At 71.5% G+C, this 24,688-nt stretch carries 20 protein-coding genes; all 20 read right to left on the reverse strand.

The window, feature by feature from the left end; translation table 11 throughout:
* Nucleotides 1-66 precede the first annotated feature (66 nt).
* Nucleotides 67-642 carry a hypothetical protein gene (locus VF092_19660; GenBank protein ID HEX6749521.1) on the reverse strand — a complete coding sequence of 192 codons (576 nt, stop codon included), beginning with the start codon at nt 640-642 and terminating at the stop codon, nt 67-69.
* Nucleotides 639-1,145: a sigma-70 family RNA polymerase sigma factor gene (locus VF092_19665; protein HEX6749522.1), complete on the reverse strand. Its 507-nt coding sequence runs from the start codon at nt 1,143-1,145 to the stop codon at nt 639-641. The genes VF092_19660 and VF092_19665 overlap by 4 nt, the downstream gene beginning before the upstream one ends.
* A gap of 416 nt (nt 1,146-1,561) precedes the next feature.
* Nucleotides 1,562-2,296 carry a hypothetical protein gene (locus tag VF092_19670; GenBank protein HEX6749523.1) on the reverse strand — a complete coding sequence of 245 codons (735 nt, stop codon included), beginning with the start codon at nt 2,294-2,296 and terminating at the stop codon, nt 1,562-1,564.
* Between the two features lie 11 nt (nt 2,297-2,307).
* Nucleotides 2,308-3,078: a DUF2092 domain-containing protein gene (locus VF092_19675; protein HEX6749524.1), complete on the reverse strand. Its 771-nt coding sequence runs from the start codon at nt 3,076-3,078 to the stop codon at nt 2,308-2,310.
* A gap of 156 nt (nt 3,079-3,234) precedes the next feature.
* Complete coding sequence (locus VF092_19680; protein ID HEX6749525.1) at nt 3,235-4,443, reverse strand: hypothetical protein; 1,209 nt, start codon at nt 4,441-4,443, stop codon at nt 3,235-3,237.
* A 215-nt stretch (nt 4,444-4,658) separates the two neighbouring features.
* Nucleotides 4,659-5,453: an aquaporin gene (locus VF092_19685; GenBank protein HEX6749526.1), complete on the reverse strand. Its 795-nt coding sequence runs from the start codon at nt 5,451-5,453 to the stop codon at nt 4,659-4,661.
* Nucleotides 5,454-5,586: 133 nt separating this feature from the next.
* Complete coding sequence (locus VF092_19690) at nt 5,587-6,303, reverse strand: hypothetical protein (protein HEX6749527.1); 717 nt, start codon at nt 6,301-6,303, stop codon at nt 5,587-5,589.
* Nucleotides 6,304-7,121: 818 nt separating this feature from the next.
* Nucleotides 7,122-9,668, reverse strand: a complete 2,547-nt coding sequence (locus VF092_19695; protein HEX6749528.1) for a BamA/TamA family outer membrane protein — start codon at nt 9,666-9,668, stop codon at nt 7,122-7,124.
* A gap of 425 nt (nt 9,669-10,093) precedes the next feature.
* A complete protein-coding gene (locus VF092_19700; GenBank protein HEX6749529.1) occupies nt 10,094-11,461 on the reverse strand; it encodes a hypothetical protein in 1,368 nt (455 codons plus the stop codon).
* A 60-nt stretch (nt 11,462-11,521) separates the two neighbouring features.
* Complete coding sequence (locus tag VF092_19705; GenBank protein HEX6749530.1) at nt 11,522-13,156, reverse strand: L-serine ammonia-lyase; 1,635 nt, start codon at nt 13,154-13,156, stop codon at nt 11,522-11,524.
* 420 nt (nt 13,157-13,576) lie between these two features.
* Complete coding sequence (locus VF092_19710; protein ID HEX6749531.1) at nt 13,577-14,773, reverse strand: amidohydrolase family protein; 1,197 nt, start codon at nt 14,771-14,773, stop codon at nt 13,577-13,579.
* Between the two features lie 35 nt (nt 14,774-14,808).
* A complete protein-coding gene (locus tag VF092_19715; GenBank protein HEX6749532.1) occupies nt 14,809-16,146 on the reverse strand; it encodes a hypothetical protein in 1,338 nt (445 codons plus the stop codon).
* 88 nt (nt 16,147-16,234) lie between these two features.
* Nucleotides 16,235-17,323, reverse strand: coding sequence for a glutaminase A (glsA, locus tag VF092_19720; GenBank protein HEX6749533.1), 1,089 nt, complete (start codon nt 17,321-17,323; stop codon nt 16,235-16,237).
* Nucleotides 17,320-18,519, reverse strand: a complete 1,200-nt coding sequence (locus VF092_19725; protein ID HEX6749534.1) for a DcaP family trimeric outer membrane transporter — start codon at nt 18,517-18,519, stop codon at nt 17,320-17,322. Before VF092_19725 ends, glsA begins: the two co-directional genes overlap by 4 nt.
* A gap of 563 nt (nt 18,520-19,082) precedes the next feature.
* On the reverse strand, nt 19,083-19,577 hold the full coding sequence (locus VF092_19730) for a DUF3011 domain-containing protein (GenBank protein ID HEX6749535.1): 495 nt from the start codon (nt 19,575-19,577) through the stop codon (nt 19,083-19,085).
* 540 nt (nt 19,578-20,117) lie between these two features.
* Nucleotides 20,118-21,008, reverse strand: coding sequence for a hypothetical protein (locus VF092_19735; GenBank protein ID HEX6749536.1), 891 nt, complete (start codon nt 21,006-21,008; stop codon nt 20,118-20,120).
* A gap of 333 nt (nt 21,009-21,341) precedes the next feature.
* Nucleotides 21,342-21,902: a hypothetical protein gene (locus VF092_19740; GenBank protein ID HEX6749537.1), complete on the reverse strand. Its 561-nt coding sequence runs from the start codon at nt 21,900-21,902 to the stop codon at nt 21,342-21,344.
* 44 nt (nt 21,903-21,946) lie between these two features.
* Nucleotides 21,947-22,114, reverse strand: a complete 168-nt coding sequence (locus VF092_19745) for a hypothetical protein (protein HEX6749538.1) — start codon at nt 22,112-22,114, stop codon at nt 21,947-21,949.
* Nucleotides 22,115-22,300: 186 nt separating this feature from the next.
* Entirely contained in the window at nt 22,301-23,107 is an 807-nt protein-coding gene (locus tag VF092_19750) for an AraC family transcriptional regulator (GenBank protein HEX6749539.1), read from the reverse strand.
* A 209-nt stretch (nt 23,108-23,316) separates the two neighbouring features.
* Nucleotides 23,317-23,979, reverse strand: coding sequence for a response regulator transcription factor (locus VF092_19755; protein HEX6749540.1), 663 nt, complete (start codon nt 23,977-23,979; stop codon nt 23,317-23,319).
* Nucleotides 23,980-24,688: the final 709 nt, after the last annotated feature.

Genomic DNA, 24,688 nt, shown 5'->3' on the forward strand with positions numbered 1-24,688 from the left:
ATCGCGGGCGCCGACCGTCGGCCAGCCGGGTTCGCGATCCAGATAGTCTCCCGCGGCGCGAAAACCTTACGCGCGCAGCTCGGCGCGCAGCGCTTCGAGCCGGGACACCTCCCCACGCAGGCGCCGGTGCAGGCGGAAGGTCCAGGCGAGGAGCGCGGCCAGCAGCAGCGCGGGAAGCCACCACGCCGCGATGAACACGGGCGCGGTGAGCGCCTCGCGGTGGATGCGGAAGCCGTCGATCCACCAGGGCACCAGGAAGGCGAGCTCCAGCGCCACCACGACCCAGGCGAAGTGGATGGCCCGGAGTTGTCGGACGCGGCCGCGCAGCGACAGTTCCACGAAGGCGGCGGTGGCCTCTCCGCCCGACGGCCTGTTCCGGCGCTGCACCAGCCGGATCGCCAGCGCCAGCACGATCAGGCTGGCCACCGCCACGGCGCGCACGATGTCCTCGCGTTCCGGGGTGTGCAGCAGCGCGGCGGCCAGTCCTGCGACCGCCAGGGCGGCCAGGGCGATCTCGGCCGCCGCGGCGCGGCGTACGCGACGAGTTTCGGACGCGACGAGCTCCCGCGCGTCGGGAAGCGGCCCGGCATCCGCCTGCCAGTCGCTCCGCCAGCTCTCCCAATCGCTCTCGGGCTGCGTCATCCCCCGGCCTCCAGCAGCTCCCGCAGCGCGGCTCTCCCGCGGGAGAGCCGCACCGCGACGTTGTTCTCCGTCGTCCCCACCACCTCGGCGATCTCCGCGTGAGAGAGCCCCTCCAGCGACAGCGTCACCGCCTGGCGCTGCGGCTCGGGGAGGCGGCGCACCGCGTCCAGCAGACGCTCGTGGCGGCGCGATCTCGCCAGCTCCGCGTCGGGTCCGGGGCGCGGGTCCGCGAGCGTGGGCGGCAGCTCGGCGGAGGGATTCCGCCGCTGCCGCGCGCGGAAGGTGAGGCCGCGGTTGTGGCCGACCCGGTACACGAACGTGCGCAGGGAGCACTCCCCGCGAAAGCGGGGGAGCGCCCGCCAGAGCGCCACCCAGATCTCCTGCAGCAGGTCGTCCCGGTCCGCCGGCTCGGCCGCGTAGACCGCGGCGAGGCGCGCGAGGGCCGCGCCGTGCTCCCGCACGACCTCGTCGAACCGCCGGGCCGGGCCCGCGACGTCTTGCATGCGCGGAAACAGGACGAGAGCTCCGGGGCCGGACGGCCCGCGACACGCCGTTCACAAGGGAAAGCTTCCCCACCCGCAGCGGCTGGCGCAAGCTTTTCGCGGATCGCCGCGGTGATGCCTTCCGCATCCAGGGGAGGGGTGACTACGGATCAGAAGCTCGGGCGTTCGAATCTCTCCGGGCGCGCCTCATACCGAATCTGCGGATTCATTGTGCAATCAGACCAACAGAATGACTCACACGGAGGAAACGGAGGAACGGAGGATGATGAGTAAATCCTCCGTTTCCTCCGTTCCCTCCGTGTGAGTCATTCTCATGACCGAATCTCCCGTCCCGCAGGAGGAACGAGAGAAGGGGCCGCCGGCGCGATGCCGGCGGCCCCGTCCTGGTTTCGAGCGCCCCCGAGGGCTCGCGCGGGCTACTGCGGGGGCGCCACTACGATGTAGGTGGTATCGGTCCCGTAGAACTGCGGCTGGTACCAGTCGCTCCCGCACTGCCAGTACGAGACCCCGTTGACGATGGTCTCGACGCACGACCCCGGAAGCGTGGTGTAGACATCGCCGTAGCTGGCCGCCCCGTAGCCGATGGCCGCCGCGGCGCCCAGCGCCGCCGTCGCCGCGAGAGGATGGTCGCAGCAGCCGTAGTCGTTGTCCCACCAGCCGCCGTCGTCGATGTCGATGTCACGGTCGATGTTGATGTCGCCCGTGTTGAAGTCTCCCCTGTTGAAGTCTCCCCTGTTGATGTCGCCGCGGTCGGGGCGGTCGGGCCGCTCGGGACGCTGCGGACGCTCGGGGCGTGCCGGACGCTCGGGGCGGGCCGGGCGCTCGGGCCGGCTGGGCCTCTGGTTGCCGAAGGCGCCGCTGCCGAACGACGGGCGGGACGATCCCCGGTCGAAGCTGGGGCGCGAGGGACGCGCGCTTACCGAGCTGCGCGCCGTGCTCCGCGCGAACCCCCCGCCGCCGCTGCGGAACCCGCCCCCGCCACCGCCCCGGAATCCCCCGCCGCCACGGCCTCCGCCGCCGCCGCCGCGGAACCCACCACCGCCACGCCCGCCGCCGCCGCCGCGCCGCTGCGCCGCGAGGTCCGACACCTCGAGGTGGACGAGCAGGAGGGTGGCGAAGACCACCACCAGCCACCGCGCGAGCTTCATCATCTCTCCCTCCTTCACTGCTGTCCCAGTGCGTACGCCGGACGCATCTGGCTGAACGGGATGGCGCGGGCGTCCGGCGGCGCCACGAAGGTGAACGAGTCCCTGCCGTACGACGGCGCCAGGTTCCAGGTGTAGGTGGCCGTGTACTGGGGCCGCGCGGGGTCGTTGAGCGTGTTCAGCACCAGCTTGCGCGGGAGCGGGTGCTCGCCCTTCTGGATCCACACCTCCCAGTCCAGGCCGTTCTGGCGGAAGGCGTAGTGCTCGCAGGTCACGCCGCCCACGGCGCTGGGCCCGATGTCGCGCGCGCCGCGGATCTCGGACAGCGGCGCGTTGGGCGTGCCCCAGCGGAACAGGTCCACCAGCGGCAGCTCGATGTTGAACCGGTCCTCGAGGGTATCGGCCAGCTGGATGATGCTGGGGGGGGCCGGGGCGCTGGCGTAGTAGCGCAGCTTGGGCGCCCACACGGTGAAGGTCGTCCCGTCGTACAGCAGGAGCCGCTGCTGCCGGTCGCCGTCGATGGCCACGCGCAGGCGGTTGGGGCGCACCGCCACCAGGTCGGCGGTGCCCGAGGTCTGCACCTTCTGGCCGTCGGGAAGGACGTCCTCCTTGGTGATGGTGGCGTTCACCTGCATCTCGGTCAGCTGGGCCAGGTACTGGCCCATCCGCCCGAGCGCGTTGGTCGCGGCCGTGTCCATCACCGCCTGCTGGCCGGCTGCCCGGCCCCCGCCGAGCACCGTGCCGGCCAGCGCCAGCGCGATGGCAGCTCTGGTCCGGTGTTTCATCATCGTCTTCCTCCTCCCGGGGTTGAACCGCGCCGTCGGGCCACCCGGCCGGGCGTCGGCTGCATCTCAAGCTAAGGCAGCCATTTACAGGTGATAGGAGGCTCTTGCCCCCGCCCGTCCGTCCCGGGTCTCCGGCCAGCGGACGAGGGGCTGGGGAGATCACAGGAGCAGCTCGGCCATCCGCGACAGCACCTCGCTCAGCGGCATCAGCAGGAGCAGCAGGGGGATGAAGGGGAGGAGCGCCCACGCCGCCAGCGTGAGCAGGTCCCTCACCCCCACCGGCACCAGCACCTGGCCGCGCACGTTGGCGACGATGGAGTAGAGGTCGGTGGTGGCCGAGAAGTCCTGCACCTCCAGGGCGCCGGGGTCCACCGCGTCGGCCGGGCGGATCCAGCGCTCCTCGAAGCGTCGGCCCAGCGCGCCGGCCAGCGCGCCGTAGTCCAGCGTCCCGCGCAGCCGCGCCCGGTGCAGCGGCCACGCGAACACCAGCAGCGGCGCGGCGAACAGCGCCAGCGCCAGCGCGGGCGCCACCGCGACGGTGGCCACGCTCCCCAGCCGGGGCGCGGGATCGGTGTGCGCCAGGATCTCGCCGGCCAGCGTGCCCGACACCACGGTGCCGATGGCCAGCGCCACCGGCGCGAAGGCGCGCAGCGACACCGCCACGAAGCGCAGCCCGCCCGCCAGGTCGGGGTGCGACGGGACCAGCCGCAGCGGGAGCCGGCTGGCGCCCCACAGCAGCCGCGCCCACACCGCCACCCGCCAGAGCCACCCCAGCAGGCAGAGGAGGAAGAGCGGCTGGCTGACCAGCACCCGCCACCACCCCGCGGCCGAGATGGCGCCCCCCGGGGCCACCCACCCCGCGCCGGCGTGGGGGTACACCACGCCGGCCAGCAGCGCCGTGGCCAGGTACGCCGCCACGGGAAGCGCCACCTCCTCGCCGCGGCCGTCCAGCAGCCGCCGGGCGCGGGCCACCAGCGCGTCCCAGCGCGCGCGGTCGGCGCCGGCGATCAGCCCGCTGCCGGTGAAGTGGCGGACGATCGAGGCCAGCTGCGGGAGGCACCACGGCTCGGCGCCCACCAGCAGGGGGATGGCGGCCAGGTAGCGGGCGTGCGCGGCCACGTCGCGCAGGAAGAGCGGGCGGGCGGAGGGCCCGGCCGTCCACGGAAGCGAGGAGAGGACCAGCAGCGGGAGCCACGCCACGGCGGCCGCCGCGGCCGCTCGGCGCCACGCCAGGCGCCGGGCCTCGGCCGGGCAGTGCAGCGCGGCGCGCAGCCGCGGCAGCGGCCCCGCGTCGAACGGGTATCCGGGCGACGGTTCGCGCGGGTGACCGGCGTCCGCCCCGGCCGTCGCATGGTCTCGCGGCTGCATCGAGTCACGCCTCCGGGGTTTCACCTGCCGCGGCGCGGTGGGGCGACGCCTTCGCGTTCGGAACACCGGCTGCAGGCGCGCGCCAGGGATCCGTGGATCCGGTCCACCGATACGTCCGGCGCGCCACGCGTGGGGCAGGACGTCACCCTCCCGCCACTCTCGTCTCCCTCTCCCCGGGCCACGGCCGCGGTTCGCCACGCCGCGGCCGATGCGGGTCACCCGCCGTGGACGTGCGTTCCGCCGGCCTGCCATTCGGTGACCCGCGGCGGCGGCCAGGCGTGCGACGGCATCACCGGGCCCTCCACGCCCAGCGGCTTGTCCGCGGCGGGGGCGACCGTGCCGCCCGGGCGCAGGAAGTCGTAGACGCGGACCGCCGCCAGCATCCCCGCGACGGGCCCGGCCCAGTAGACCCAGTGGCCGGTCCACGGGCCGCCGGCCAGCGCCGGCCCCAGCGAGCGCGCGGGGTTCAGCGACGGGCCGGTGAGCGGGCCGCCCACCATCACCCCGAATCCCACCGCCAGGCCGGCCGCCAGCCCCGCGAACCCGGGCGCCACCCGCTCGTCGGTGGTGACGGCCACGATCACGAACATCAGCAGGAACGACAGGAGCCACTCCACCGCGAACGAGCGCGCCTCGCCCAGCGCGGGAAGGGTGGCGCCCAGGCCGCCCACCATCCCCAGCACGGCCCGCAGCGCCAGCGACGCCGCGGTGGCGCCGGCGCACTGGGCCACCACGTACGCGGCCACGTCGCCGCGCGGGAAGCGGCCGATGGACCACAGCGCCACCGTGACCGCCGGGTTTATGTGCGCGCCGGAGACGTGGCCCAGCGCATAGGCCATCGCCGCCACCACGCCGCCGAAGGCCAGCGACACGCCCACGGGCCCCAGCGAGCCGCGCGTCCCCGCATCGACCATGGCGGCGCCGGTGCCCACCAGCACCAGCGCGAAGGTGCCGACGGCCTCGGCGGCCGCCCGGCGCGGCAGGCTCCTCATCGGCGGAATGCGTTCCATCGCGGCCTCCGTGCGAATCGATCGACAGGACGAAGGGTAGCGCCGGCGCGCTTCTCCGCCGGCGTGGAGGAGGGAAGCGGCTCCCGGCGCCGGGCGGAGGGCGCCGCGCCGGGAAGCTTCCCGCCCCGGGGCGTCAGGGCGTGACCTGGATGGTGACGGTGTCGGCCTTGCCGTCGCTGCGCGCCACGATCACCCCCGTGCCCGCCGCCACGCCGCTGACCAGCGCGCTGCGCGAGGTGGTGGAGATCAGCGTGAGGATCGACGGGGTCAGGCTGGTGAACTCGATGGGCGGGGGATTGGCGGCCGAGGTGCCGGTCAGCACGTACGCGTTCCCGTAGCGGTCGCGCGCGTCGGTCACCAGCACCCGCGTGGTGTCGCCGTGCACGATCGAGGCGCGCGAGGCGACGGTCAGCGACCCCACCACCGAGTCGGGGAACACCACCACGTCGTTGCGGTCCAGAACGTTGGTGCCGTCGACCGTGGCCACCACCTCCTGGATCCCCGCGATGGTGCCCAGCGTCCACGTGCCGCGCACCGACCCGTCGGCGTCGGTGTCCGAGGCGTCGGCCGCCACCGAGCCGCTTCCCTGCGCGGTCGACCAGATCACGCCGGCGCCCTCCACCGGCAGCCCGGCCACGTCGGTGACCAGGGCCCCTACGCGGGTGTCGTGGCCGGCGCGCAGCACGCGGTCGCCGCCCCCCTGGGTGAACTGCACCAGTGTGCGGATGGCGTGGGCCCGTTGCTCGGGCGTGAGGTTGGAGAAGTCATCGTCGCCGCACGCGGCCATCATGGCCAGGCCGACGACGGCGGCGGCGATTACGCCGCCCAGGCGTAGCCGGTGGGTCTGCATGTGCCCCCCTCCCTTCGGTGGTGTCCGATCTGCTTCCCGGAATACGCCCGGTGCGGGGTCGCGCGAGGCGTCGCGCGGCACCACGTCCAGGTCGCCCCGTAAGATCGGGCCACCCACGGGACGGAGGATTGGATATCGTTGCCGGGGAAGGATTTCCACCCCGATCCGCCATCCCCCGCCGGCCGGTCGTCCCCTTCTTCCAGGATCGATCGCGCGCTCCCGATGGCCCTCATCCCGAGCGGCGCTGGAAGATTTCTGCGCCGGACGGGAGAGATCGCCGGCCTGCCGGGCAATCTCACCCTCCTCCCAGGCTCCGGCGTGGGCCTCGGCGCTCTCAACTGCGTCATCAGATGGTGATTACTGTGCTGGCAAAGCTGGCGGCGCGGCGACCCCGACCGGCAGGCGCGCGCTGCCGTGACGCGGGGATGCGGCGGAGATTGGCGCTTCGAGGAGATCGAGGTGCGACGGCGGACGGACTTCGCGGCGCGGATGGAGATCGAGGTGGGGAGATCGAGTGGGGAGCGGTGTTCGAAATCGACGTGCCGGAAATTTCCGGCATGTCGGATCGGATGCGAGAGGGGAGGAGCCAGGCCGATCGTCATCCGGCAAGGGGCCGGCGGGCACGGCCGAGCGCTGGCCCTGCACCGATCTCCCCTGATGACGCAGTTGGCGATCTGGCGCCGCGCTACCTGAGCCGGGGCCCGGGACGACGTCCGTGGCGGCGACACGCACGGAGGCACGGAGAACCGGCCGCGGTCCTCCGTGCCTCCCCGTGATCCGGCCGCGGGCATCGCGCCGGGAATCGCAGTGTCCCCGGATCAGTACGGCATCCCGAAGGTGACGTAGATGATCCCGCGTTCGCCGTGCGCGTAGGCGATGGTGCCCGAGTGGCCCAGCGTCCGCAGCGACACGCCCCCGCCGAAGCCCGCGTGCCAGCCGCCGGGCGAGTCGCCGTCCAGCATCACGCGCCCGGCGTCGGCCAGCCCGAACGCGCCCAGGTGCACCCGCGCCAGCCCCAGGTTCACGTAGGCGATCCGCGCGCGCAGCTCGGCCGAGCCGTACAGCGCCAGGTCGCCGCGAAAGCGCTGCCAGGGAAAGCCGCGCAGGTTGCCGGGCCCGCCCACGAACGCCGACTCCTGGAAGGGATAGTCGCCCATGGCCACCTGCCCGCCAGCGCGCAGGGCCAGCGTGGGTCCCGCGTAGCCGGGAACGGAGAGGAACCCCGACGCCTCGCTCTCCAGGCGGGCGAACGGGCTCCCCAGGTCGCTGCCGTATCCTTCCGCCGTCATCCACATGCGCGCGCCGTGGCGCGGGTCCACCACGTCGTCGCGCTCGTCCACGTCCACGCCGCCGGCGAGCCCCGCCTGCCAGAACGACTCGTCGCCCCGCACCCCCGCGTGGGGCGCGTCGAGCTCGCCGGGGTCGGTCCACTTCGCGGCGGGGCCGGCGAACAGCGTGACCCACGGGGCGGGGCGCGCCTCGTACGCGGCCTGCGCGCGCACCTGCGTCTGCTGCACCTCGAACGCATCGTTGTCGGGATCCTCGGGCGAGTCGTTTCCCAGGCCGTGGAAGCGCACGTTCTCGAAGGTGCTGCCGCGCGCGCTCAGCCACACCTCGGCCGGGCGGTTGGTGAGCTTCCGGTCGTAGCGCAGCATGCCGCCGAACCCACCCTCCAGCGGCGCCCAGAGCGCGCGGACCCCCACCGTCCGCGCGTAGGGCGTGCGGCGGAAGCCGTAGCGCGTCCAGCTGGGCCCCACGCCCACCACCGGGCCCACGTTCAGCTCCCAGGTGGCGTAGGGAGTGAAGAGCGACGACGCCGTCCCCCAGTCGCGCGGCGGGATCCCCACCAGCGAGCGCATTTGCGGCTCTTCCCACGCGCGGGTGTCGACCCTGGCGCCGGTGCCGGGGAAGACGCGGTTCTCGCCGCGGTCGACGTAGAACACGGTGCGGCCGTGGTCCGCGGCCTGGTCGCGCAGCTCGTCGCTTCCCCCGCCGCCGATCACGCGCACCAGGATGCCGCCCGGCGCGCCGCGGACGATGGCCACGTCGTTGCCGCCGTGCAGGAAGACGCGCACCTCGCGCGTCTCGCCGGGGACGAAGCGGCGGTAGAAGTACGGCCACCCCCGGGGATCCGCCGCCGCGTGCACCACCACGTCCACCGAGCCGTCGGGGCGGCGCACGATCTCGGCGCGGTCGGCCCGGTCGGTGGCGTGCACGTCGACCTCGCGCGCGAGGAGGCGGTAGAGCCGGCCGGCGGCCTCGGGGAGGGCGTCGCGCCGCGCCTTGAGCGTGGCGGCCAGCTCCTCGCCCCCCTGCGCCAGGTACTCGGGGGGAAGGTGGCGCACGGCGTCGTCGATCACCGCGTCGGTCAGCCGCGTGCGGAGGGTGAGGGCCAGCGAGTCCCACACCGCGCGCGAGGGCTCGGAAAGGAGGCGCCGGTCCACCTCGGCCGAATGCGAGTGGTAGCGGATCATGGCGTCGTACTCGGGCCCGAAGCGCGTGAGCGTGGGAACCCAGCCGCGGGCGAGGGAGGCCACGACCCCCTCGGCGTCGAAGAAGGCGTTGTCGCGGTCGCGGGGGACGGGCTTCCACCAGCGGATGCCGTCGGCGTCGAAGCGCGCCCAGCGCCACTGGTCCCAGCGCCGGTCCCAGTCGCCCAGGAACACGTCCATCAGCCGCGCGGCCAGCAGGTTGTGCGCGTTTACGCGGTTGCGCGGGTCGTCCTCGAGCAGTTTGCGGAAGTCCTCCCACCCCTGCACGTCGGCCGCGCCGGCGAAGCCGTCGGTGGGCCGGACCTCCACCGCTCCCAGCCGGTCGTGGAAGCGCTCGCGGTGCTCGCGCAGGAAGGGGTGCGGCGGCATCAGGTACAGGCGCGGCGTGGCGTGGAGGACGCGCGCCGCGTCGAGGAGCGGGGCGGCCACCAGCGCGGCGCCGGGGTGCTCGGCGGCCACCAGGTCCTGCGCGATGGCGTGCGGGAGGGTGCCGCGCAGGTCCGGCGGCATGGCCGGGGTGAGGTTCTTGTCGACGGAGCGGAAGACGTACTCCACGCCGTTGCGCCCCTTCAGCCGCAGCGCCTCGGTCGACCGCCCGCCGCCCGCGCGGTCCACGGCGAGCCCGCCGGCGAAGGTGTCGGGGCGGAGCACGGGGACGGCCACGGGCGTGTCCCACAGCGGGCGGTAGCTCTCGCCCATCAGCCACAGGCGAAAGCCCGAGGCGCGGTACCGGGGGCCCGCCGCGGCGCGCGCCCACCCGGCGGGCAGGTCCGCGCTTCCCGAGCCGGCGGGCGGCTGGCCGCGCGCCGCGGCGGGGGCCAGGGCCAGCACGGCGCACAGCGCCGCTCGCAGCGAACGGAGTCTCGGCGTCATCGTCAATCTCCTCCCGGGCGCACGCGGGCCCCGCGCGGGGCACGGCGATGCGCGGTGCCGCCGGTGCGCCGTCCTGCGAACGCTACCGGGGCGATCGGAGCCGACGCTTGGATGGGGTTGATGGGCGGCGCGGGGTGAGGGAAGAGATTGTCTCACGCAGAGTTAGCAGAGTCAGCAGAAACAGAATCTTTTGTCACACAGAGGCACAGAGACACGGAGACACAGAGAACTCATCCCGGAGCAGACAGGCGACCGCGCATCACGATCCATCGAAAAGGTTCACACGGAGGAAACGGAGGGAACGGAGGTTCGTTGTCTTTCCTCCGTTCCCTCCGTTCCCTCCGTGTGATGACATGCTGTTGGCCGGTGGGAAATGCATGGCCGATCGACCGGGATGATATCACCCCCGGTGTCGGTGCCGATCTTCAAAAAGCGAGGACCGCCTGGAGCATCGGCACCCAGCCGTTCATACCCGCGGTGTACGGAGTGAAGGTCCCGCTATAGGGAGCATGGTTGACCCGGAGCAGCTCCGCGTTGAGCCACATCCGCTCGGTGGGAAGGAAATACCACCTTGCCCCACCGCCATACTCGGAAGAATCGCCAAATTCTCCAAAGACCTGAGCCCCGCGGCCATAGAGCTGGAGCTTCCTGGGCACTACGAAATACCCCGCCGTCAGCTCGAAGCCGCGGTCGAAGGTGGATTCGACTGGAAGCGGTCCGTCGGCGACGAAATCGTTCAGCCAGCGCATGAAGTGCTGGCCGTTGACCGTCAGCCCGTTCCATTTGACGCCTGCATCGATCGCCCACATCTGATACAACGCCTCCGCGAGCGTTACATCCGTCGCAAACGCTCCCGTCGAGAAGGCGAGCACGCCGTCGGAATTGTAGAGTGACGTGTTCTCGGGAATCGACTGATCGAGACTCGAAAAACGGTCCTCGCGGGATCTCGTATACGAGGTACCGATTCGAACGCGCGGTGTTCTGGAGGAGAAGTAATCATCGTACATCTGGCGTGATTTGCCCGGTTCTCCATAGGGCCCCAGCGGTTCCCACCATACGCTTCCCGAAAGAGCCAGACGGGTATCGATCTTGGCTGCGGAGATGTTCAACGTATTGATCCCGTTGCCGACGAACGCCAGGTAGCTCACCCCCGCCCCGAGCTCTCCGCTGGCCCAGGCCCCCTGGGTGAAACCGGGACGGAAGAAGTTGTCCGCCATGGTCCTGTCGATCGTCTGGAAATACGGGAAGGTGTTGACCAGCGATCGACTGCCCGGGACCCCGGTGTAGCCCGCGGTGAGCGTGAAGGCTTTGCTGAAGCGCCAGCCGAGGTTGCCGGTGATCACGATCGAGGCGGCGCCGGCCGAGGTCCAGATCTTCAGGCTGTAGAGGAGCCTTTCGTCGAAAACGTAGCCGCTGAAGTTGAACATCTGGCGATTGACCGTGATGTCGTTCCGTCTATGAACCTCACGGACATTGCCGAGGTGATCGGTGAACGTACTGTCGGACGAAACCGTGTTGAGATACCGGAGCTGTGTATCGTCGTTGAACTTCAGCAGAAACGGCACGCGGGCGCCCCTGGGGCTCTGCGCGATGATGATTCCGTCGAAACGACCGCCGTTGGGCTCGGTCGTATCGGCGGCTTCCGGCTGCCCGCCGGCGCGTGCTGAATCCGCCGCCGCCGGAGGGGCCGGAGACTGTCCATGGACCGAAGGCACGAAGAGCGTCACGCACGTCAACTCGACTGCGACCGAAAGCATGACGAATGCGCCGGGTATCGACATTCGACGGGCCATGGTGCGGCCTCTCCGCAGAACTGTTCCGCGAGCCAGGTTCGAGCGAGGAGCCCCCTTGCGTCAGCAGAGGGTCACGGATTGAGCGAGGCCGGCTTCGCTGGTTTCCTTGTACTTGGAGTTCATGTCTCTTGCCGTCTGGGCGAGAGCCATCACCGTCTCGTCGAAATCGACGCGGTGCCTGGACGCGATCTCGTTGCTGGCGATCTGGTAGGCCGTCCAGGCCTTGACCGCGCCGAAGGCGCATCGCTCGATGCAGGGAACCTGCACGTAACCGGCGACCGGGTCGCACGTCATGCCCAGGTGATGCTCCAGGGCGGATTCGGCCGCGTTCTCGACGACCAGTGACGGGGCGCCGTGTGCCGAAGCGGTCAGGGCTGCGGCCATCGACGAGGCCACGCCGATCTCTGCCTGGCAACCGCCCTCGGCCGCAGACAGCGTCGCATGGTGCTTGCAAAGGTAGCCCACCGCAGCCGCGGCGAGCATGCCGTCGCGGATCTTCTGCCGGTCGATTTTCCGGACCTCCATCAGCGCATAGACCAGCGACGGCATGACGCCGGCGGAACCGCCCGTCGGCGCGGTGATGACGAGGTGTCCTCGCCCGTTCTCCTCCGAGGCCGCCAGGGCGAACGCCGACAGTGCGCCGATCCCGCGATCCGACTCGTACCTGTCGTCCAGGGCGCGCTTGTATACCGACGCGGCCTTGCTGTGCAATTTGATCGGGCCGGGGAGGACGTTGTTCTCCGGCATGGAAAGCCCCGACTTCACGGTCGCGAGCATGGCGTCGATGATCTTGTCGACGAAGGCGTAGACCTCCGCTTCCGACCTGCCCGCAATCGACATCTCGTTTGCCAGCATGATCCTGGCGATCGTGGTGTGGTTGCGGTCGGCATGCGCCCGCAGCTCTTTCATGGTGCGGAACGGGTACCTGGGCGGGTTCTTCTTCGGGGGCGTATAGCCTTTCCACTCGATGAATCCACCGCCCACCGAGTAGTACTCCTGCTCGAGCAACACCTCGTCCCCGGCGAGAAGCTTGACCGTCATCGTGTTCGGGTGTTTGAAATTGCCCTTGGTGGCATCGTAGACGACGTCTGCGAGGCTCACGTTGATCGACTTGTTGCCGAGCTTCACCGGGAACACCTGACCGGGCTTGTCTCGCAGGCTGTCCAGAAACGCAGGGTCGACCGTAGCCGGCTCTTTCCCCACCAGCCCTGCGAGTGCGGCTCGTTCCGTGCCGTGGCCCTTTCCTGTCGCACTGAGGCTTCCGAACAGGTTCACCCGAAGCTTCGTAGCCTTCTCCAGTTTCTCGGCGGGCAGTTTGGCAGCTCGCTGGTAGAAATCGTAAGTGATGCGCATCGGACCGATCGTGTGCGAGCTGGAAGGCCCCGGGCCCACCTTGTAGAACTCGTCCACGGTCGTCAGCACCGGCCCCTGTCCCTTCTTCACAACGTCCAGGTCGGGAGACAAGGGGACCTGGGGGCCACCGGCCGGCGGTGCCGCTTCGCCCTCGGCGGCCGGCGGAGGGGCTTTTGCTTCCACGTCCGATCGCTCACAGCCGGTCATCACTGCAGTGGCCGAGATCACGGCGCTGCGCATGAGGAACTTCCTACGGTCGAGGCCGGCCGGAACCATGGCCACCTGGGGCGCGGGGTCGAACAGATCGCTGTCATCGTCCTTGATGTCGTCTCTGCTGGACATGGCATTCCTCAGCTCGTGGTACGTTCAGGGAACGACGGCGCACCTGGTTCGGGCCGTCCGATGACTCGTTGCGAAGCTAGGCGAGCCGTGGCGACTGGTATTGGGAGAAATTGGCCCATGACCGGACGCGTGGATGGCCGGGTGGCGGAAGTTGCGCCAGGAGCGCCACTTGGACGCGGCGCGGGCGGTTGCTGGGAATGCTGGCAGCGGTCACGCGGAGGGGAACGGAGGATCATTGTTTTTCCTCCGTTCCCTCCGTTCCCTCCGTTCCCTCCGTGTGATGACATGCTGTTGGCCGGTGGGAAATGCATGGCCGATCGACCGGGATGATCTCACTCCCCGCGATGAGTTCTCCGTGCCTCCGTGTCTCTGTGCCTCTGCGTGAAATCCCTTTCAGGAAGCGGAGGCCGCCGGGCTCCGTCAGGGCGTCGGCGGCAGCGACGGCGGGGGTGGAGGGGGCGGCGACGGCGGGATGACGATCTGCGCGGAGGTGTGGTTGGCCTCCGTCTGCTTCGCGCGAGCCTCCCACGCTCGCACCCTCTGCCGCGCCGCGTCGAACAGCCGCTCGTAGTTGCCGCGGCGCACCATGGCGCCGGCCTCGGGGGTCAGCAGCGCCCAGAGCGGGCGGTAGCGGTCGAACACGGCGAAGTACTGGGCCGAGTCCCTGGGCGCCACCACGTCGGTGCCGAACAGGAAGCGGCTGGGATAGCGGTTGATCAGCGCGGCCGAGCGGCGGGTGACCTCGGGGGTGGCCAGCAGGTACTTGGCCACCTCGTCCCAGCTGAGGTCGAAGTACACGTGCCGCAGCGTGGTGTCGGCCAGGATCCCCTCCACGATGGTGCCGTGGTTGGGGTTCCACTCGGTGACCGGCGCCACGCTCGACGCCTGCACCGGATGCACCACCCGCCCCAGCCCCATGTGCGCCCAGATGATGGTGGCGTTGCGGTGCCGCCGCAGCAGCGCCTTCATCTGCGCCAGGTACGCCGGCTCGGCCCCGGCGCGCGCGAAGGGCACGTCCATGTCGTTGTGGAAGATCACCACCAGCCCCGCCTCGCCCGCCAGCGCCAGGATGCGGTCGAGCGCCGGGTTGGTCAGGCTGGCCACCTCGCCCGCCACCTTCGACGAGACGAACTCCTTGTGCACGCTGAACTCGCCGATCCCGCTGAACACGCCGGGAAAGGTCAGCAGCACCCGGCGGATGTGGTCGGCGGCGTACATGTCGGCCGGGTTGAAGCCGGTGATCATGGGGTCGAGCCGCGCCTGCTCGGCGGCCGTCAGCGAGCGGTACGCCTGGGCGATGTAGGCGTCGGTGAAGGAGTAGTAGTAGAGCGGCGCGTCGCTCTGCAGGTAGTAGGTCGGCGCCTGGTCGCCCGAGTTGGCGTACGACCACATCTGCTGCAGGGGGATGCCGAACAGGGTGGAGCGCCCCACGCGCGTGCCCATGATGCGCAGGAAGTCGTGGACGTCCGTCCCCTCCTGCACGTAGTTGGTCAGGTGGAAGTGCGAGTCGTCGAACTCGGGCGCGGCCGCGGCCTGCGCGGAGGCCGGGCCCGCGGCGGCCGCCAGCGCCGCGGCGAGGACCGCGGCGGCGCGGCGGAGAGGACGCGAGGGTGCCATCGAAGCATTCCTCCGGATCGGGGGCCCGCTGCCCGTCAGAGCAGGATGTCGGTGCCGATCGAGACGGTGGTGCCGCTCTGCCCCGCGGCGTAGAAGCCGAAGCTCGACGCGGTGGGGCTCCGCTCGATGCGGATCAGGTGCAGGTTCAGCCGCCAGCTGCGCGTGCCGCTGGGATACACGCTGACCCCGCCCGACAGCTCCCACGGGTTGCGGCCGTACTGGTCGTCGACGTAGCCGTAGGTGGCGTGCAGGTTCACCCGCCGCGGCACCACCATGTACGCCGCCTGCAGCTGGAAGCCGCGGTCGTCCACGTCGGCCGCGGCCGCGGGCGGGAGGGGGACGTCGGTCTGGAAGTTGGAGAGGGTGCGCCAGTACGCCTCGCCCTGGAACGAGGCGCCGCGGTACTTGAGCCCCACGTCCACGGCGATCTCGCGGTAGTCGAGCTTCTGCACCGTCACCCCCTCGGCCAGCGCGCCCGTGTCGAACGGGTTCACCCCGTCGGCCAGCTTGATCTGCGTGGCGTTGGGGGGCACGCTGTCGTTGGCGTAGCGCGCCTCGCGGCTGGCGCCGGCCGACACGCCGAAGCGGGTGGCCAGCCGCTCGTGGTGCTCGAAGTCTTCCAGCCCGCCGCGGGGGCCGAACTCCCCCGTGGTCGGCATCCACCAGGCGCTGGTGCTGTAGAACAGGTTCCGCGTGTCGTTGGCCGCCACCACCCCCAGCTGGCTGATGTTGTTGCTGAGCGACACGTTGTAGTAGAGCCGCGGCACCGGCTGCCCGGTGACCCAGATCCCCGACGAGAAGCCCCCCCGGAAGAACTCCTCGGCCATCTGCCGGTCGCTCGACGCCCAGAACGGCCACGAGCCCTGCAGCGAGCGCGCGGTGAGGTTGGGCACGATCCCCACGCCCATGGTGGCGGCCCGGCCGAAGCGGTACTGGAGGTTTCCGAACAGCAGCGTCTGCTGCGTGGTGGGGAGCGACCAGAGCGAGATGTTGTAGCGGAACTTCTGGGTCCAGAAGAAGCCGGTGAGCCAGATGAAGGTGCGGTGCCAGTTCAGGTCGTTGCGCGCCTTCACCGTGCGCTCGCGCCCCAGGTGGTCGGTGAACGTCTGCTCGCCGGGGAGCTGGTTCATGTACCGGAAGAGCCCGTAGAAGCTCACGTTCAGGCTCCCCCGCTCGGTCCGCAGGATGTCGAACCCCTTGGCGGGGGTGAACTCGCCGGCGGAGGTGTTCTGGTACCCCGTGTCAGCCGCGGCCTCGGCGGGCGCGGTGGTCGGCGCCTCGTCCTGCGCGGCGAGCCGGGGAGCGAGGACGGCGAGCAGGATCGCCGGCAGGGCCGCCCGCCGGAGCGCGGCCGTGAGCATCCGTCCCGCCATCCCCTCCTCCTTGTCTGCCGTTGATCGGTCGATGGATGGCACCACGCCGGGCGGGCCGCGCGCCTCCAGCGGCGGCCCGCCGCGGCGCTCAGCGCGCCGGCGTGCCCGCGGCGAACGGGTTGCCGCCCAGCGCGTTGGAGATGTCGGCGATGGCGCGCTGCGCCCGCACGCTGTTTCCCGCCTCGTCCAGAGGCGGGCTGACCACCGCGATCCCGAACTTCCCCGGCGAGACGGCGATGATCCCGCCGCCGACGCCGCTCTTGGCCGGCAGCCCGGTGGTGTACAGCCACTTCCCCGAGTCGTCGTACAGCCCCGCCGTGGCCATCACCGCCAGCACGTTGGGCACCTGCGCCGGGTCCATCACCTGCTTCTGCGTCACCGGGTTGTGCCCGCCGAAGGCCAGCGTGGCCGCCATGGTGGCCAGGTCGCGCGCGTTCACCCCGATCGAGCACTGCCGGGTGTACAGGTCCACCGCCTGCTGCCAGTTGCTCTTGATGTAGCCGTAGGCCAGCATCAGCGCGCCGATGGCCTGGTTGCGCTGGTTGGTGTCGGACTCGGAGCGGTACACGTCGTTCAGCACGCGCAGCGGCCGCCCCGCGAACTCGTTGTGGATCCCCAGGATGCGCGCCCACACCTCGTCGGCCGTGCTCCCGCGCACCATGCTGGTGGCGGCGATGGCGCCCGGGTTCACCAGCGGGTTCAGCTCCGACTTCCCCGTCTTCTGCGCCAGCTCGATGCTCACGATGGAGTTGAAGCGCATCCCCGTGGCGTCGACGCCGATCGATTTCTCGATCGTGTCGGGGCCCAGCTCGCGGATCACCTCGGCCATGGTGAAGACCTTGGAGATCGACTGGATCGACACCTCGGTCTGCGCGTCGCCGGCGGTGTACACGCGCCCGTCGGCGGTCACCAGCGCGATCCCGAACAGCTTCGGGTCCACCTGTGCCAGCACGGGGATGTAGTCGGCGTTCTTTCCCTCCTGCAGCCCGCGGTAGCGCTGGAACGCCGCGTCGACCGCCGCCTGGATGTCGGGGGGCGACAGCGCCGCGGGCGCGGCCGGCCGCGGCATGCGCTGCGAGGCGGGGGTGGGCTGGGCCGCGGCCGATCCACTCACCGCCAGCACGGCCAGCCCCGCCGCCCACGCCGACCGCCGTATGCGAAGCTTCCACGCGTTCATGGGGTTACCTCCCAGGTGTGAGAGAAGTTGTACTTGAACCCGAGCTGGATCCTCCAATCGTCGGCGTCGAAGCCGTTGGAGTGGTTCTCGCGGTGCCCCCACTGCCCCTCGATCCCCATGGTCACGTTCTTGATCGGGTAGTAGAGCAGGTCGATCAGCGCGTACTGCCCGGTCTTGAACGCGTTGGGGGCCTGCTGCGGCGAGTTGTCGATGTCGACCCGCGAGTAGCCCAGCGAGGTGCTGAAGCGCGGGCCCCAGGTGTGGTCGAGGAAGGCCACCAGCCCCAGCACCGGCAGCGCCTCGCCGGTCACCGGCGTCACCAGGTTCCCCGGGTTGTCGCGGATGCCGACGTCGGCGGGGGCGTCGTTCATGTAGTTCTCGATCCCCTCGCCGTACACGGCCTGCAGCCGCACCACGTCGTTCTTGGTCAGCTTCAGGTTCGAGCTCAGGTTCAATCCCCATCCCCACGCGTCACCCGACAGGTCGAAGGCGTCGTCGCCCACGTCCTCCCACTCGATCCAGCGGAGGATCCCCGCCAGCTCCACGTATCCCCACTTGCGCGCGAAGCGCCCCTCGGCCGACAGGTCGGGATACGGGAAGCGCGGGCGGACGTCGGCCAGCTCGATGCGGTCGGCGTAGACGCCGCCGTCGCCGCTGGCGCCGGGCCGCTCCAGCGCGATGCTCACGCGCGAGGGGCCCTGGATGGGCATGTAGCGGATCTGGATGTTGCGGAAGAACACCATCCCGTTCGGCCCCCAGTACTCCAGCGAGTTGGGGAACACGTCGATGTCCATGAACGGGCTCCAGGTCTGCCCGGCGCCGAAGTGCCCCAGCTCGCCGAAGGCGTGGCGCAGGCGCAGGGTGGTCTGTCCCGCGTCCACGCCGGTGCCGAACAGCTCCCACTCGAAGTGCGTCTTGAGCGGGCCGGCGGGGGTGGGGGTGTTCGTCCTCACGCCGAAGCGGCTCTGCCGCACGCCGAAGAAGCTCCTGCCGTCGGGCGCGAACTCGCCGGGCTCCGAGGGAAGCTTGGTGGGGCGCAGGACGTCGAACCACAGGGGGTCGTTGGTCTCGACCTGGTATCCCGCGTCGGTCATCACGTGGCCGTAGACCTCGAAGGTGGTTTTGGGCGCGTTCCCCTGCGCCGCCACGGGCATGGCCAGCCCGCAGAGGATGGTTGTGAGGGTGGTGCGTTTCACGCCGCCTCCTTTCGGTGGAGGGATGAGGGCGATGAACGACGCTCCTGGCGCCCGCGTCAGGCACGTCACGGCGGTCTCCGTGGTGCGTGCGAGTCGTGGGTCCCCTCACCGCCACCACCACGTAGCCGTCTCGCGGCCGCACCCGTGCGGCCGAAGCTGCGATCCTGCTCCCCGCCATCCCGGCCGGCCGCCGGTCCGGCCGCCGCGGCGCGTGGCGACGGGGCAGGCGGAGAGGCTGCCTCGAGCGGGTGCGCATCCCCCGTCTGCGAGGGAGCGCGGGGCCGCCCGGGCGATCCGTGGAGCGGAACTTCGCCAGGGATGGGGATGGCGTCTTGGAGGATTTTGCCGCGCGGGGCGGGAGGGGAGATCGGCGCGTTCCGCGTGGAGATGCGGGGATTCCAGGGCGTACCGGAGCGCGGCCGGATCGTGCGGGAATCCGGCATTTTCCGGAGATGGGATCGGGGGTGCCGGAGCCGCCCGGGCGCCCCCGGCGGCCGCCGCGGCGGAGGGGACGATCGGGGTGGTCACCTTCGCCGGACGTCTCCGCGACGAGGAAGGGCTTCTCAGCGCTGGGTGCGGACGGTCCAGCCGGTGACTTGGCCGGTGGCGCTCACGCGGCAGGTTCCGGAGCGCCGGCCAATGCTCCACCCGATGGCGCGCCCGCCCTGCGCGTCCGGCGGCTGCACGTCGATCCGCACCGCGGAGGGGTCGGTCAGCCCCAGGCGCGCCGCCGCGGCGTTCCGGCAGACGCGCAGGGCGTCGGCGGCGCTCAGCGGCCGCTGCGGCGCGACGACGGGTGGGAGGTCGACGATGAACTCGGCGCGGCACCCGTCGGAGACCCACACCGCGCTGCCCGTGTAGCCCCAGGTGCGGCCGTAGGTGCACGGCGCGGCGCTCTCCCGCTCGTGCAGGTATACGCCGCCGCGGGTATCGGCCTCGCACATCGTGCGGCGCCCCGCCTGCGACTCGCATTCGATCTTGCGCTGCGCGTGCGCGCGGAACGGGAGCAATACCAGGCACGCCGCCGACAGCGCCGCGCAGAACGTCGTCCTTCTCATCGGAGACCCCCCGGGTTCGCGGTCCCTCGCGTTGCCCCGCGCGCCTCGAGCCGGCACCGAGCCCCGGCGCGTCCACGGGATAAGCTCCTCGTGGCGCGCGGCGATCGTCTTGGAGGAACTTGCCGCGGGGATTCGGAAGAATGAGAAGGAATCACACGGAGTCATCGGAGGACCCGGGTCGGGGCCATCCCCTCCGCTGACTCCGCTGACTCCGTGTGAGACCAGATCTCCGGATCAACTGTGCACTTGAGGAGGAAATGTCATTCCGAAGGCGCTGCGCCGCCCTGTCCTCCATGCCAAACTCGTGGCGCCTGAGGAATCTGTGGCCGGCTCCCGAGCCACAGTCCACCTGGCGCTCGGACGCATGCCACGGATGAGAATAGTCTCACACGGAGGGAACGGAGGAAACGGAGGTTTACTCATCATCCTCCGTTTCCTCCGTTCCCTCCGTGTGAGTCATCCTGTTGATCTGATTGCACAATTAATCCGCAGATTCGGTATGAGACCCGTTGTTTTTCCGGATCCGCCAGGATCCATCGGTCAGCAGGGTGTTCCGCCCACGGGCGGGGTGGGGACGGGCTCGCCGGGCGGGGCGTGGTGGTGCAGGCGGACGTACAGGCTGGTGCCCAGCATTCCCATCAGCGTGTAGAGGAGCACCGCCGCCAGCGCCAGCTTCTCCTGCGGCGCGATGGCGGTGGCGGCGGCGGCGGCCACGCCCGGGTGCCGCGAGGCGGTGGAGAGCGCCAGCACCACGCGGTCCTCGGGGTGTGGGCCGCCCAGCACGTGCCCCACCGCCAGCCCGGCGGCGATGAAGAGCGCGATGGCCGCCAGCGTCCCGTTTCCCACCAGCGACACGAGCTGCCCGAAGGAGGTGGCAACGATGGGCACGTAGCTGACCACCAGCAGCACCGACGCCAGGTGCCCGATCGGCGCCGCCACCCGCGCGGCGACGCCGGGCGCCAGCCCGCGCAGGGCCGCGCCGGCGGCGAGCGGGGCCACCACGGTGACCAGCGCCAGCTGGGCCACCTCCGCCGGGGGAAGCGGGCGCGCCTGGTGCGACGAGGCCCCGGCCAGCAGCACGGCCGCGGGAACGGTGACGATGGAGAGGAGCGCGGTGGCGAAGAGCAGCCCCACCGCGTAGGGGCCGCTGCCGCCCGCCTTCAGCTCCTTCCCCGGCAGCAGCGGCGGCACCGGCGACACCGCCAGCGTCACCAGCGCCACGTCGACCGCCGGGTGCAGGTGGAACGCCACGGCGATGGCCACCGCCAGCGCCGGCATCACCACGTTCATCGCCACCAGCGAGCGGACCAGCCGCCGGCGGTCGTGGAACAGCGCCCGCAGGTCGCCGCTCTTCGTTTGCAGCCCCAGCCCCACCACGGTCAGCACGATGCTGGCCTGCAGCAGCAGCGGAATCACCTTCGCCAGCGTCATCGCCCCGCCTTTCTCCACCGGGCGCGGGGTTTCCCCACGCGCTCGCCCTGGCCGGGGACCCGTCCCCGGCGCACGCGAACAGTGGCGCGCGGAAGACCCGGCGGCTTGGAGAAGGTTGGCGATGGAGAAGAGGCGGTGCCGCGGAGGAGAGGTGTGGAGCGAGGACGGCTGTGATATGAGAGAGGGGGATGGAGATGGTGGCGCGCCGACCTCCCGTTCACCCCCCAAGCCGGATCGTTCTTGCGGAAGGCCGGCGCGCCGTGATGCAAGTTGCCCCGGCGCGCGCGGATCGTCTTGGACGTCGTTGTCCCCGCGCGCCCGAACGCGGGCCGCCTATGGGAACTCGCCCGCCACGGACAGGAGCTCGGCCAGCAGCAGCACCAGCGGCACGTCGACGCCGGGCGCCAGGTCCACGCGGCTGGGCATCCCCGACAGCTCGCGGCGGAGCGACCGCGCCACCTCGGCCCCGCCGCTGAACACGCGGAACCCCGAGGCGTCGGTCAGCACCACCCATCCCTGCTGGCCGCCCACCTCCACGAACCAGCGCCCGCGGTGGGCGCCGCCGCCGGGGCGGTAGACGCGCGCGCAGGGGCGGTTGCCGTGCCAGATGGTGAAGTGCTCCACCAGCGACAGCACGCGCTCGCCCAGCGACGCCAGCTCGGCGCCGGAGGCGTCGCGCACGCCCACCCGCGTTCCCCCGTTGGGCCGGTGGCCCAGCGAGTACACCTGCTTCCCCACCTCGTCGCGCACCGCCCAGCTGCCGCCGCGCGGCCCGTCCTCGTGCTGCAGGTGCAGCACCGCGCCCAGCTCGCGGATCAGCGCGGGGGGGCCCGCCTCGTGGTCCAGCTCCGAGGCGCCCAGGAGGGACGGGCGGGTGGGCATCGTCGCATCCATCGTGTCTCCCTCAACGCTGTACGGGGTGCGCGGGACCGCCAGGCTCAGCGGCCGGGCGCGGCCCACCACGCCAGCCGCACCACCCCCACCAGCACCAGGGCGAAGTCGCGGCGCAGCAGCCGCCCGGTCACCGCCGGCCAGCGGCGGCGGCAGCGCGGGCAGCGCCGCGCGGCGAGGCCGACCGGGTTGCAGCATTGCCTGCAGAACCACATCGCTCCCTGGCTCCTGGCGGTGGGGCGGCGCCGGCGGGGCCGCGTCCGTTTCCGCCGGCTAAGGTGGCCGCCCCGGCCGCCGCGGGCTTGAAGGATCTTGCCCGCGCCCGTCACCCGCCGCCCGTCGCGGGCCGGCGACGGGCCGGTCGCCCGCCGCCGGTCCGCGATCCGTGCCATCCCCCCGGATCAGGCGCGGCGCGCGGCGAAGAGGCGGGCGAACTCGCCCGGCGTGGTTCCCACCAGGCTCTTGAAGTGGCGGTTCATGTGGCTCTGGTCGGTGAACCCCACCTCGAGCGCCACGTCGGTCAGGCGCCGGCCGCCGGCGATGAGCTCGCGGGCCAGCGCCACGCGCAGGTGCGTCTGGTAGGCGTGCGGGGGGATCCCCACCTCCTTGGTGAAGGCCCGCACCAGCGCGAAGCGGCACATCCCCGCCAGCCGCGCCAGCTCGTCGAGCGTCACGCGGCGGCCACAGTTGGCGCGCAGGTGGTCGCGCACCCGGGCGATCACCGCGTGGGTCATGCGCTCGTGCGCCGGCACCCGCACCGTGCACCCGCACGACGAGAGCACCCGCTCGGCCAGGCGGCAGGCCGCCGCCTCGCCGTCGACCGCGTCGGCCTCGTCGCACAGCCCCTCGGCGGCGGCCAGGCAGGCCACGACCCCCGGCTTGGCGTGGTTGGCCGCGGGGGGCGCGCGGTGCCCCGCCGCCGCCGCCAGCAGCCCCGGCGCCATCCGCATGGCGCGGAAGCCGGTGGGCGCGGGAAGGTCCAGCGCCAGCACCTCGCCCGGCTCGCCCAGGGCCAGCAGGGCGGGGGGAAGCGGGTCCACCCGGCGCCGGCAGCGGACCCGCGCGCCCGGGTGGTCCATCAGCAGCAGCAGGTCGCGCCCGTCCAGCACCCGCTGCGCGTGCCCCCGCGCCGTCCCCGCCTGCATCTCGATCCCCCCCGGGAGCCGCCGCACGCCGTTCGCGCCCGCTCCGACATGGGTTGCCTCCATGATGGCCTCCCCTCCGGCGCGCCTCTCCCACCGGACCCCGGGAGTGCCATCGCCAAGAACGTAAAGTCGTGTAAAGAACGCTGAGGGTCCGGTACACCGTTTCCGCCCGGTGCGGCCACAGGCTTCGCGGATCAGCGCCCCGCAGATGAAGGAGTACGCATCGAACAGGGGGTGCGGCTATCCGAAATTGTGCTTAGAAGGAGCGGCTATTAACGCGGAGACAGCTCCGGCCCGTCGATCGAGACCAGTCCCATGCGGATGGCGTGCTGCACCAGCTTGGCGGTGGAGTGGACGTCGAGCAGCTCCATGATCTGGTACTTGTGGGCCTCGGCGGTGCGGCGCGACACGCTGAGGATGGCGGCCACCTGCTTCATGGTGTGCCCCTCGGCCACCAGCTGCAGGACCTGCCGCTGCCGGGCGGTCAGCCGCGGCCCCGGGTCCATCCCCTGCACGGTGGACAGGGTGTCCAGCAGCTCGCGCGCGATCAGCGGCGTGATGTACACGCGTCCGCCGATCACCTCGCGCACCGCCTGCAGCAGCTCGCCGCCGGCGGAGTGCTTCAGCACGTATCCCGCGGCGCCGGCGCGCACGGCCTCGGCGGCCAGGTGCGAGTCGGCGTGCATGGTCACCACCACCACGCGGGTCTCGGGGACCACGCGCTTCAGCTCGCGCAACGCGTCGATCCCGTTCAGCACCGGCATGGAGATGTCGGTGACCACCACCTGCGGCTTCAGCCGGCGCGAGGCCTCCACCAGCTCGCGCCCGTCGGCTGCCCGCCCCACCAGCTCGTACTCCTCGCGCAGGAGCGCGGCGATCCCGTCGGCCACCAGGGTGTGGTCGTCGGCGAGCAGCACTCGTACCCGCTTTTCCACGCGTCCTCCTCTCGTCTCTCGACGCCATGGGGGACCTTCCTCTTCCCGGCCGCGGGCGGAGCCGTTTCGCGCGGTGCCGCCCTCCGAGGCGGACTCCCCACGGAACGCATCTCCCAGGCCCGGGGCACGGTGGAAGCCACGTAAACTCCACTCCGTAATTCTGCGGCCTGCTCCGCCGCCCTCCCTAGGATCTCCTTGCCCGTGCGTCTCCCCGGCGGCGCCGGGAAGGCGGCGGAGACGCGGCTGCCTAGCGGCGCCACGGGGGATCGAACCGCGACGCGCGGAACTGTGCCGGATGCCAAGCTGTTCGGAGTGCTCCCTGCACAACTATGCTGACATTCCGGCCGCAGGGCAACAAAAAAATGCGCTGAGAAGCGCCCGCCCCGGCCGAAAACGCGCGGACCGGGAAGACGAATCCTCGAAACTGGTCCACTTGGCGGGAGAAGCGACGCAATCCGTTTCATCCGCTTACGCCTCGTGTGACGGCGCATGGAGGGGGAGAGGAGAGGGGGGCGCTCTGCCCGTTTTTCGCAAAAGACCGGCGCAGTAGGTGAGGGTAGGGAGGCAGCGGCAAGGACGTACAAGACCCCCGCCTCGCCCGGCCGCACCTTGGTCGTGCGCGTCCGCCGCCGGCCGGGCGTCCCGTCCGGGTGGGGGTTGTCGTCGGACTCCGGCTCCGGCGGCGGGCGCGCACCCCGTCTCCACGCCT

Source organism: Longimicrobium sp. (assembly GCA_036377595.1).
GTDB lineage: Bacteria > Gemmatimonadota > Gemmatimonadetes > Longimicrobiales > Longimicrobiaceae > Longimicrobium.

What these genes read in the sequence shown, in the direction of transcription:
- VF092_19735 (HEX6749536.1), bottom strand. Translation starts at nt 21,008, where the DNA reads ATGACGCTGGCGAAGGTGATTCCGCTGCTGCTGCAGGCCAGCATCGTG.
- VF092_19700 (HEX6749529.1), bottom strand. Translation starts at nt 11,461, where the DNA reads ATGGCCCGTCGAATGTCGATACCCGGCGCATTCGTCATGCTTTCGGTC.
- VF092_19665 (HEX6749522.1), bottom strand. Translation starts at nt 1,145, where the DNA reads ATGCAAGACGTCGCGGGCCCGGCCCGGCGGTTCGACGAGGTCGTGCGG.
- VF092_19660 (HEX6749521.1), bottom strand. Translation starts at nt 642, where the DNA reads ATGACGCAGCCCGAGAGCGATTGGGAGAGCTGGCGGAGCGACTGGCAG.
- glsA (HEX6749533.1), bottom strand. Translation starts at nt 17,323, where the DNA reads ATGAACGCGTGGAAGCTTCGCATACGGCGGTCGGCGTGGGCGGCGGGG.
- VF092_19750 (HEX6749539.1), bottom strand. Translation starts at nt 23,107, where the DNA reads ATGGAGGCAACCCATGTCGGAGCGGGCGCGAACGGCGTGCGGCGGCTC.
- VF092_19745 (HEX6749538.1), bottom strand. Translation starts at nt 22,114, where the DNA reads ATGTGGTTCTGCAGGCAATGCTGCAACCCGGTCGGCCTCGCCGCGCGG.
- VF092_19680 (HEX6749525.1), bottom strand. Translation starts at nt 4,443, where the DNA reads ATGCAGCCGCGAGACCATGCGACGGCCGGGGCGGACGCCGGTCACCCG.
- VF092_19740 (HEX6749537.1), bottom strand. Translation starts at nt 21,902, where the DNA reads ATGGATGCGACGATGCCCACCCGCCCGTCCCTCCTGGGCGCCTCGGAG.
- VF092_19670 (HEX6749523.1), bottom strand. Translation starts at nt 2,296, where the DNA reads ATGATGAAGCTCGCGCGGTGGCTGGTGGTGGTCTTCGCCACCCTCCTG.
- VF092_19715 (HEX6749532.1), bottom strand. Translation starts at nt 16,146, where the DNA reads ATGGCGGGACGGATGCTCACGGCCGCGCTCCGGCGGGCGGCCCTGCCG.
- VF092_19710 (HEX6749531.1), bottom strand. Translation starts at nt 14,773, where the DNA reads ATGGCACCCTCGCGTCCTCTCCGCCGCGCCGCCGCGGTCCTCGCCGCG.
- VF092_19730 (HEX6749535.1), bottom strand. Translation starts at nt 19,577, where the DNA reads ATGAGAAGGACGACGTTCTGCGCGGCGCTGTCGGCGGCGTGCCTGGTA.
- VF092_19705 (HEX6749530.1), bottom strand. Translation starts at nt 13,156, where the DNA reads ATGTCCAGCAGAGACGACATCAAGGACGATGACAGCGATCTGTTCGAC.
- VF092_19675 (HEX6749524.1), bottom strand. Translation starts at nt 3,078, where the DNA reads ATGATGAAACACCGGACCAGAGCTGCCATCGCGCTGGCGCTGGCCGGC.
- VF092_19685 (HEX6749526.1), bottom strand. Translation starts at nt 5,453, where the DNA reads ATGGAACGCATTCCGCCGATGAGGAGCCTGCCGCGCCGGGCGGCCGCC.
- VF092_19690 (HEX6749527.1), bottom strand. Translation starts at nt 6,303, where the DNA reads ATGCAGACCCACCGGCTACGCCTGGGCGGCGTAATCGCCGCCGCCGTC.
- VF092_19695 (HEX6749528.1), bottom strand. Translation starts at nt 9,668, where the DNA reads ATGACGCCGAGACTCCGTTCGCTGCGAGCGGCGCTGTGCGCCGTGCTG.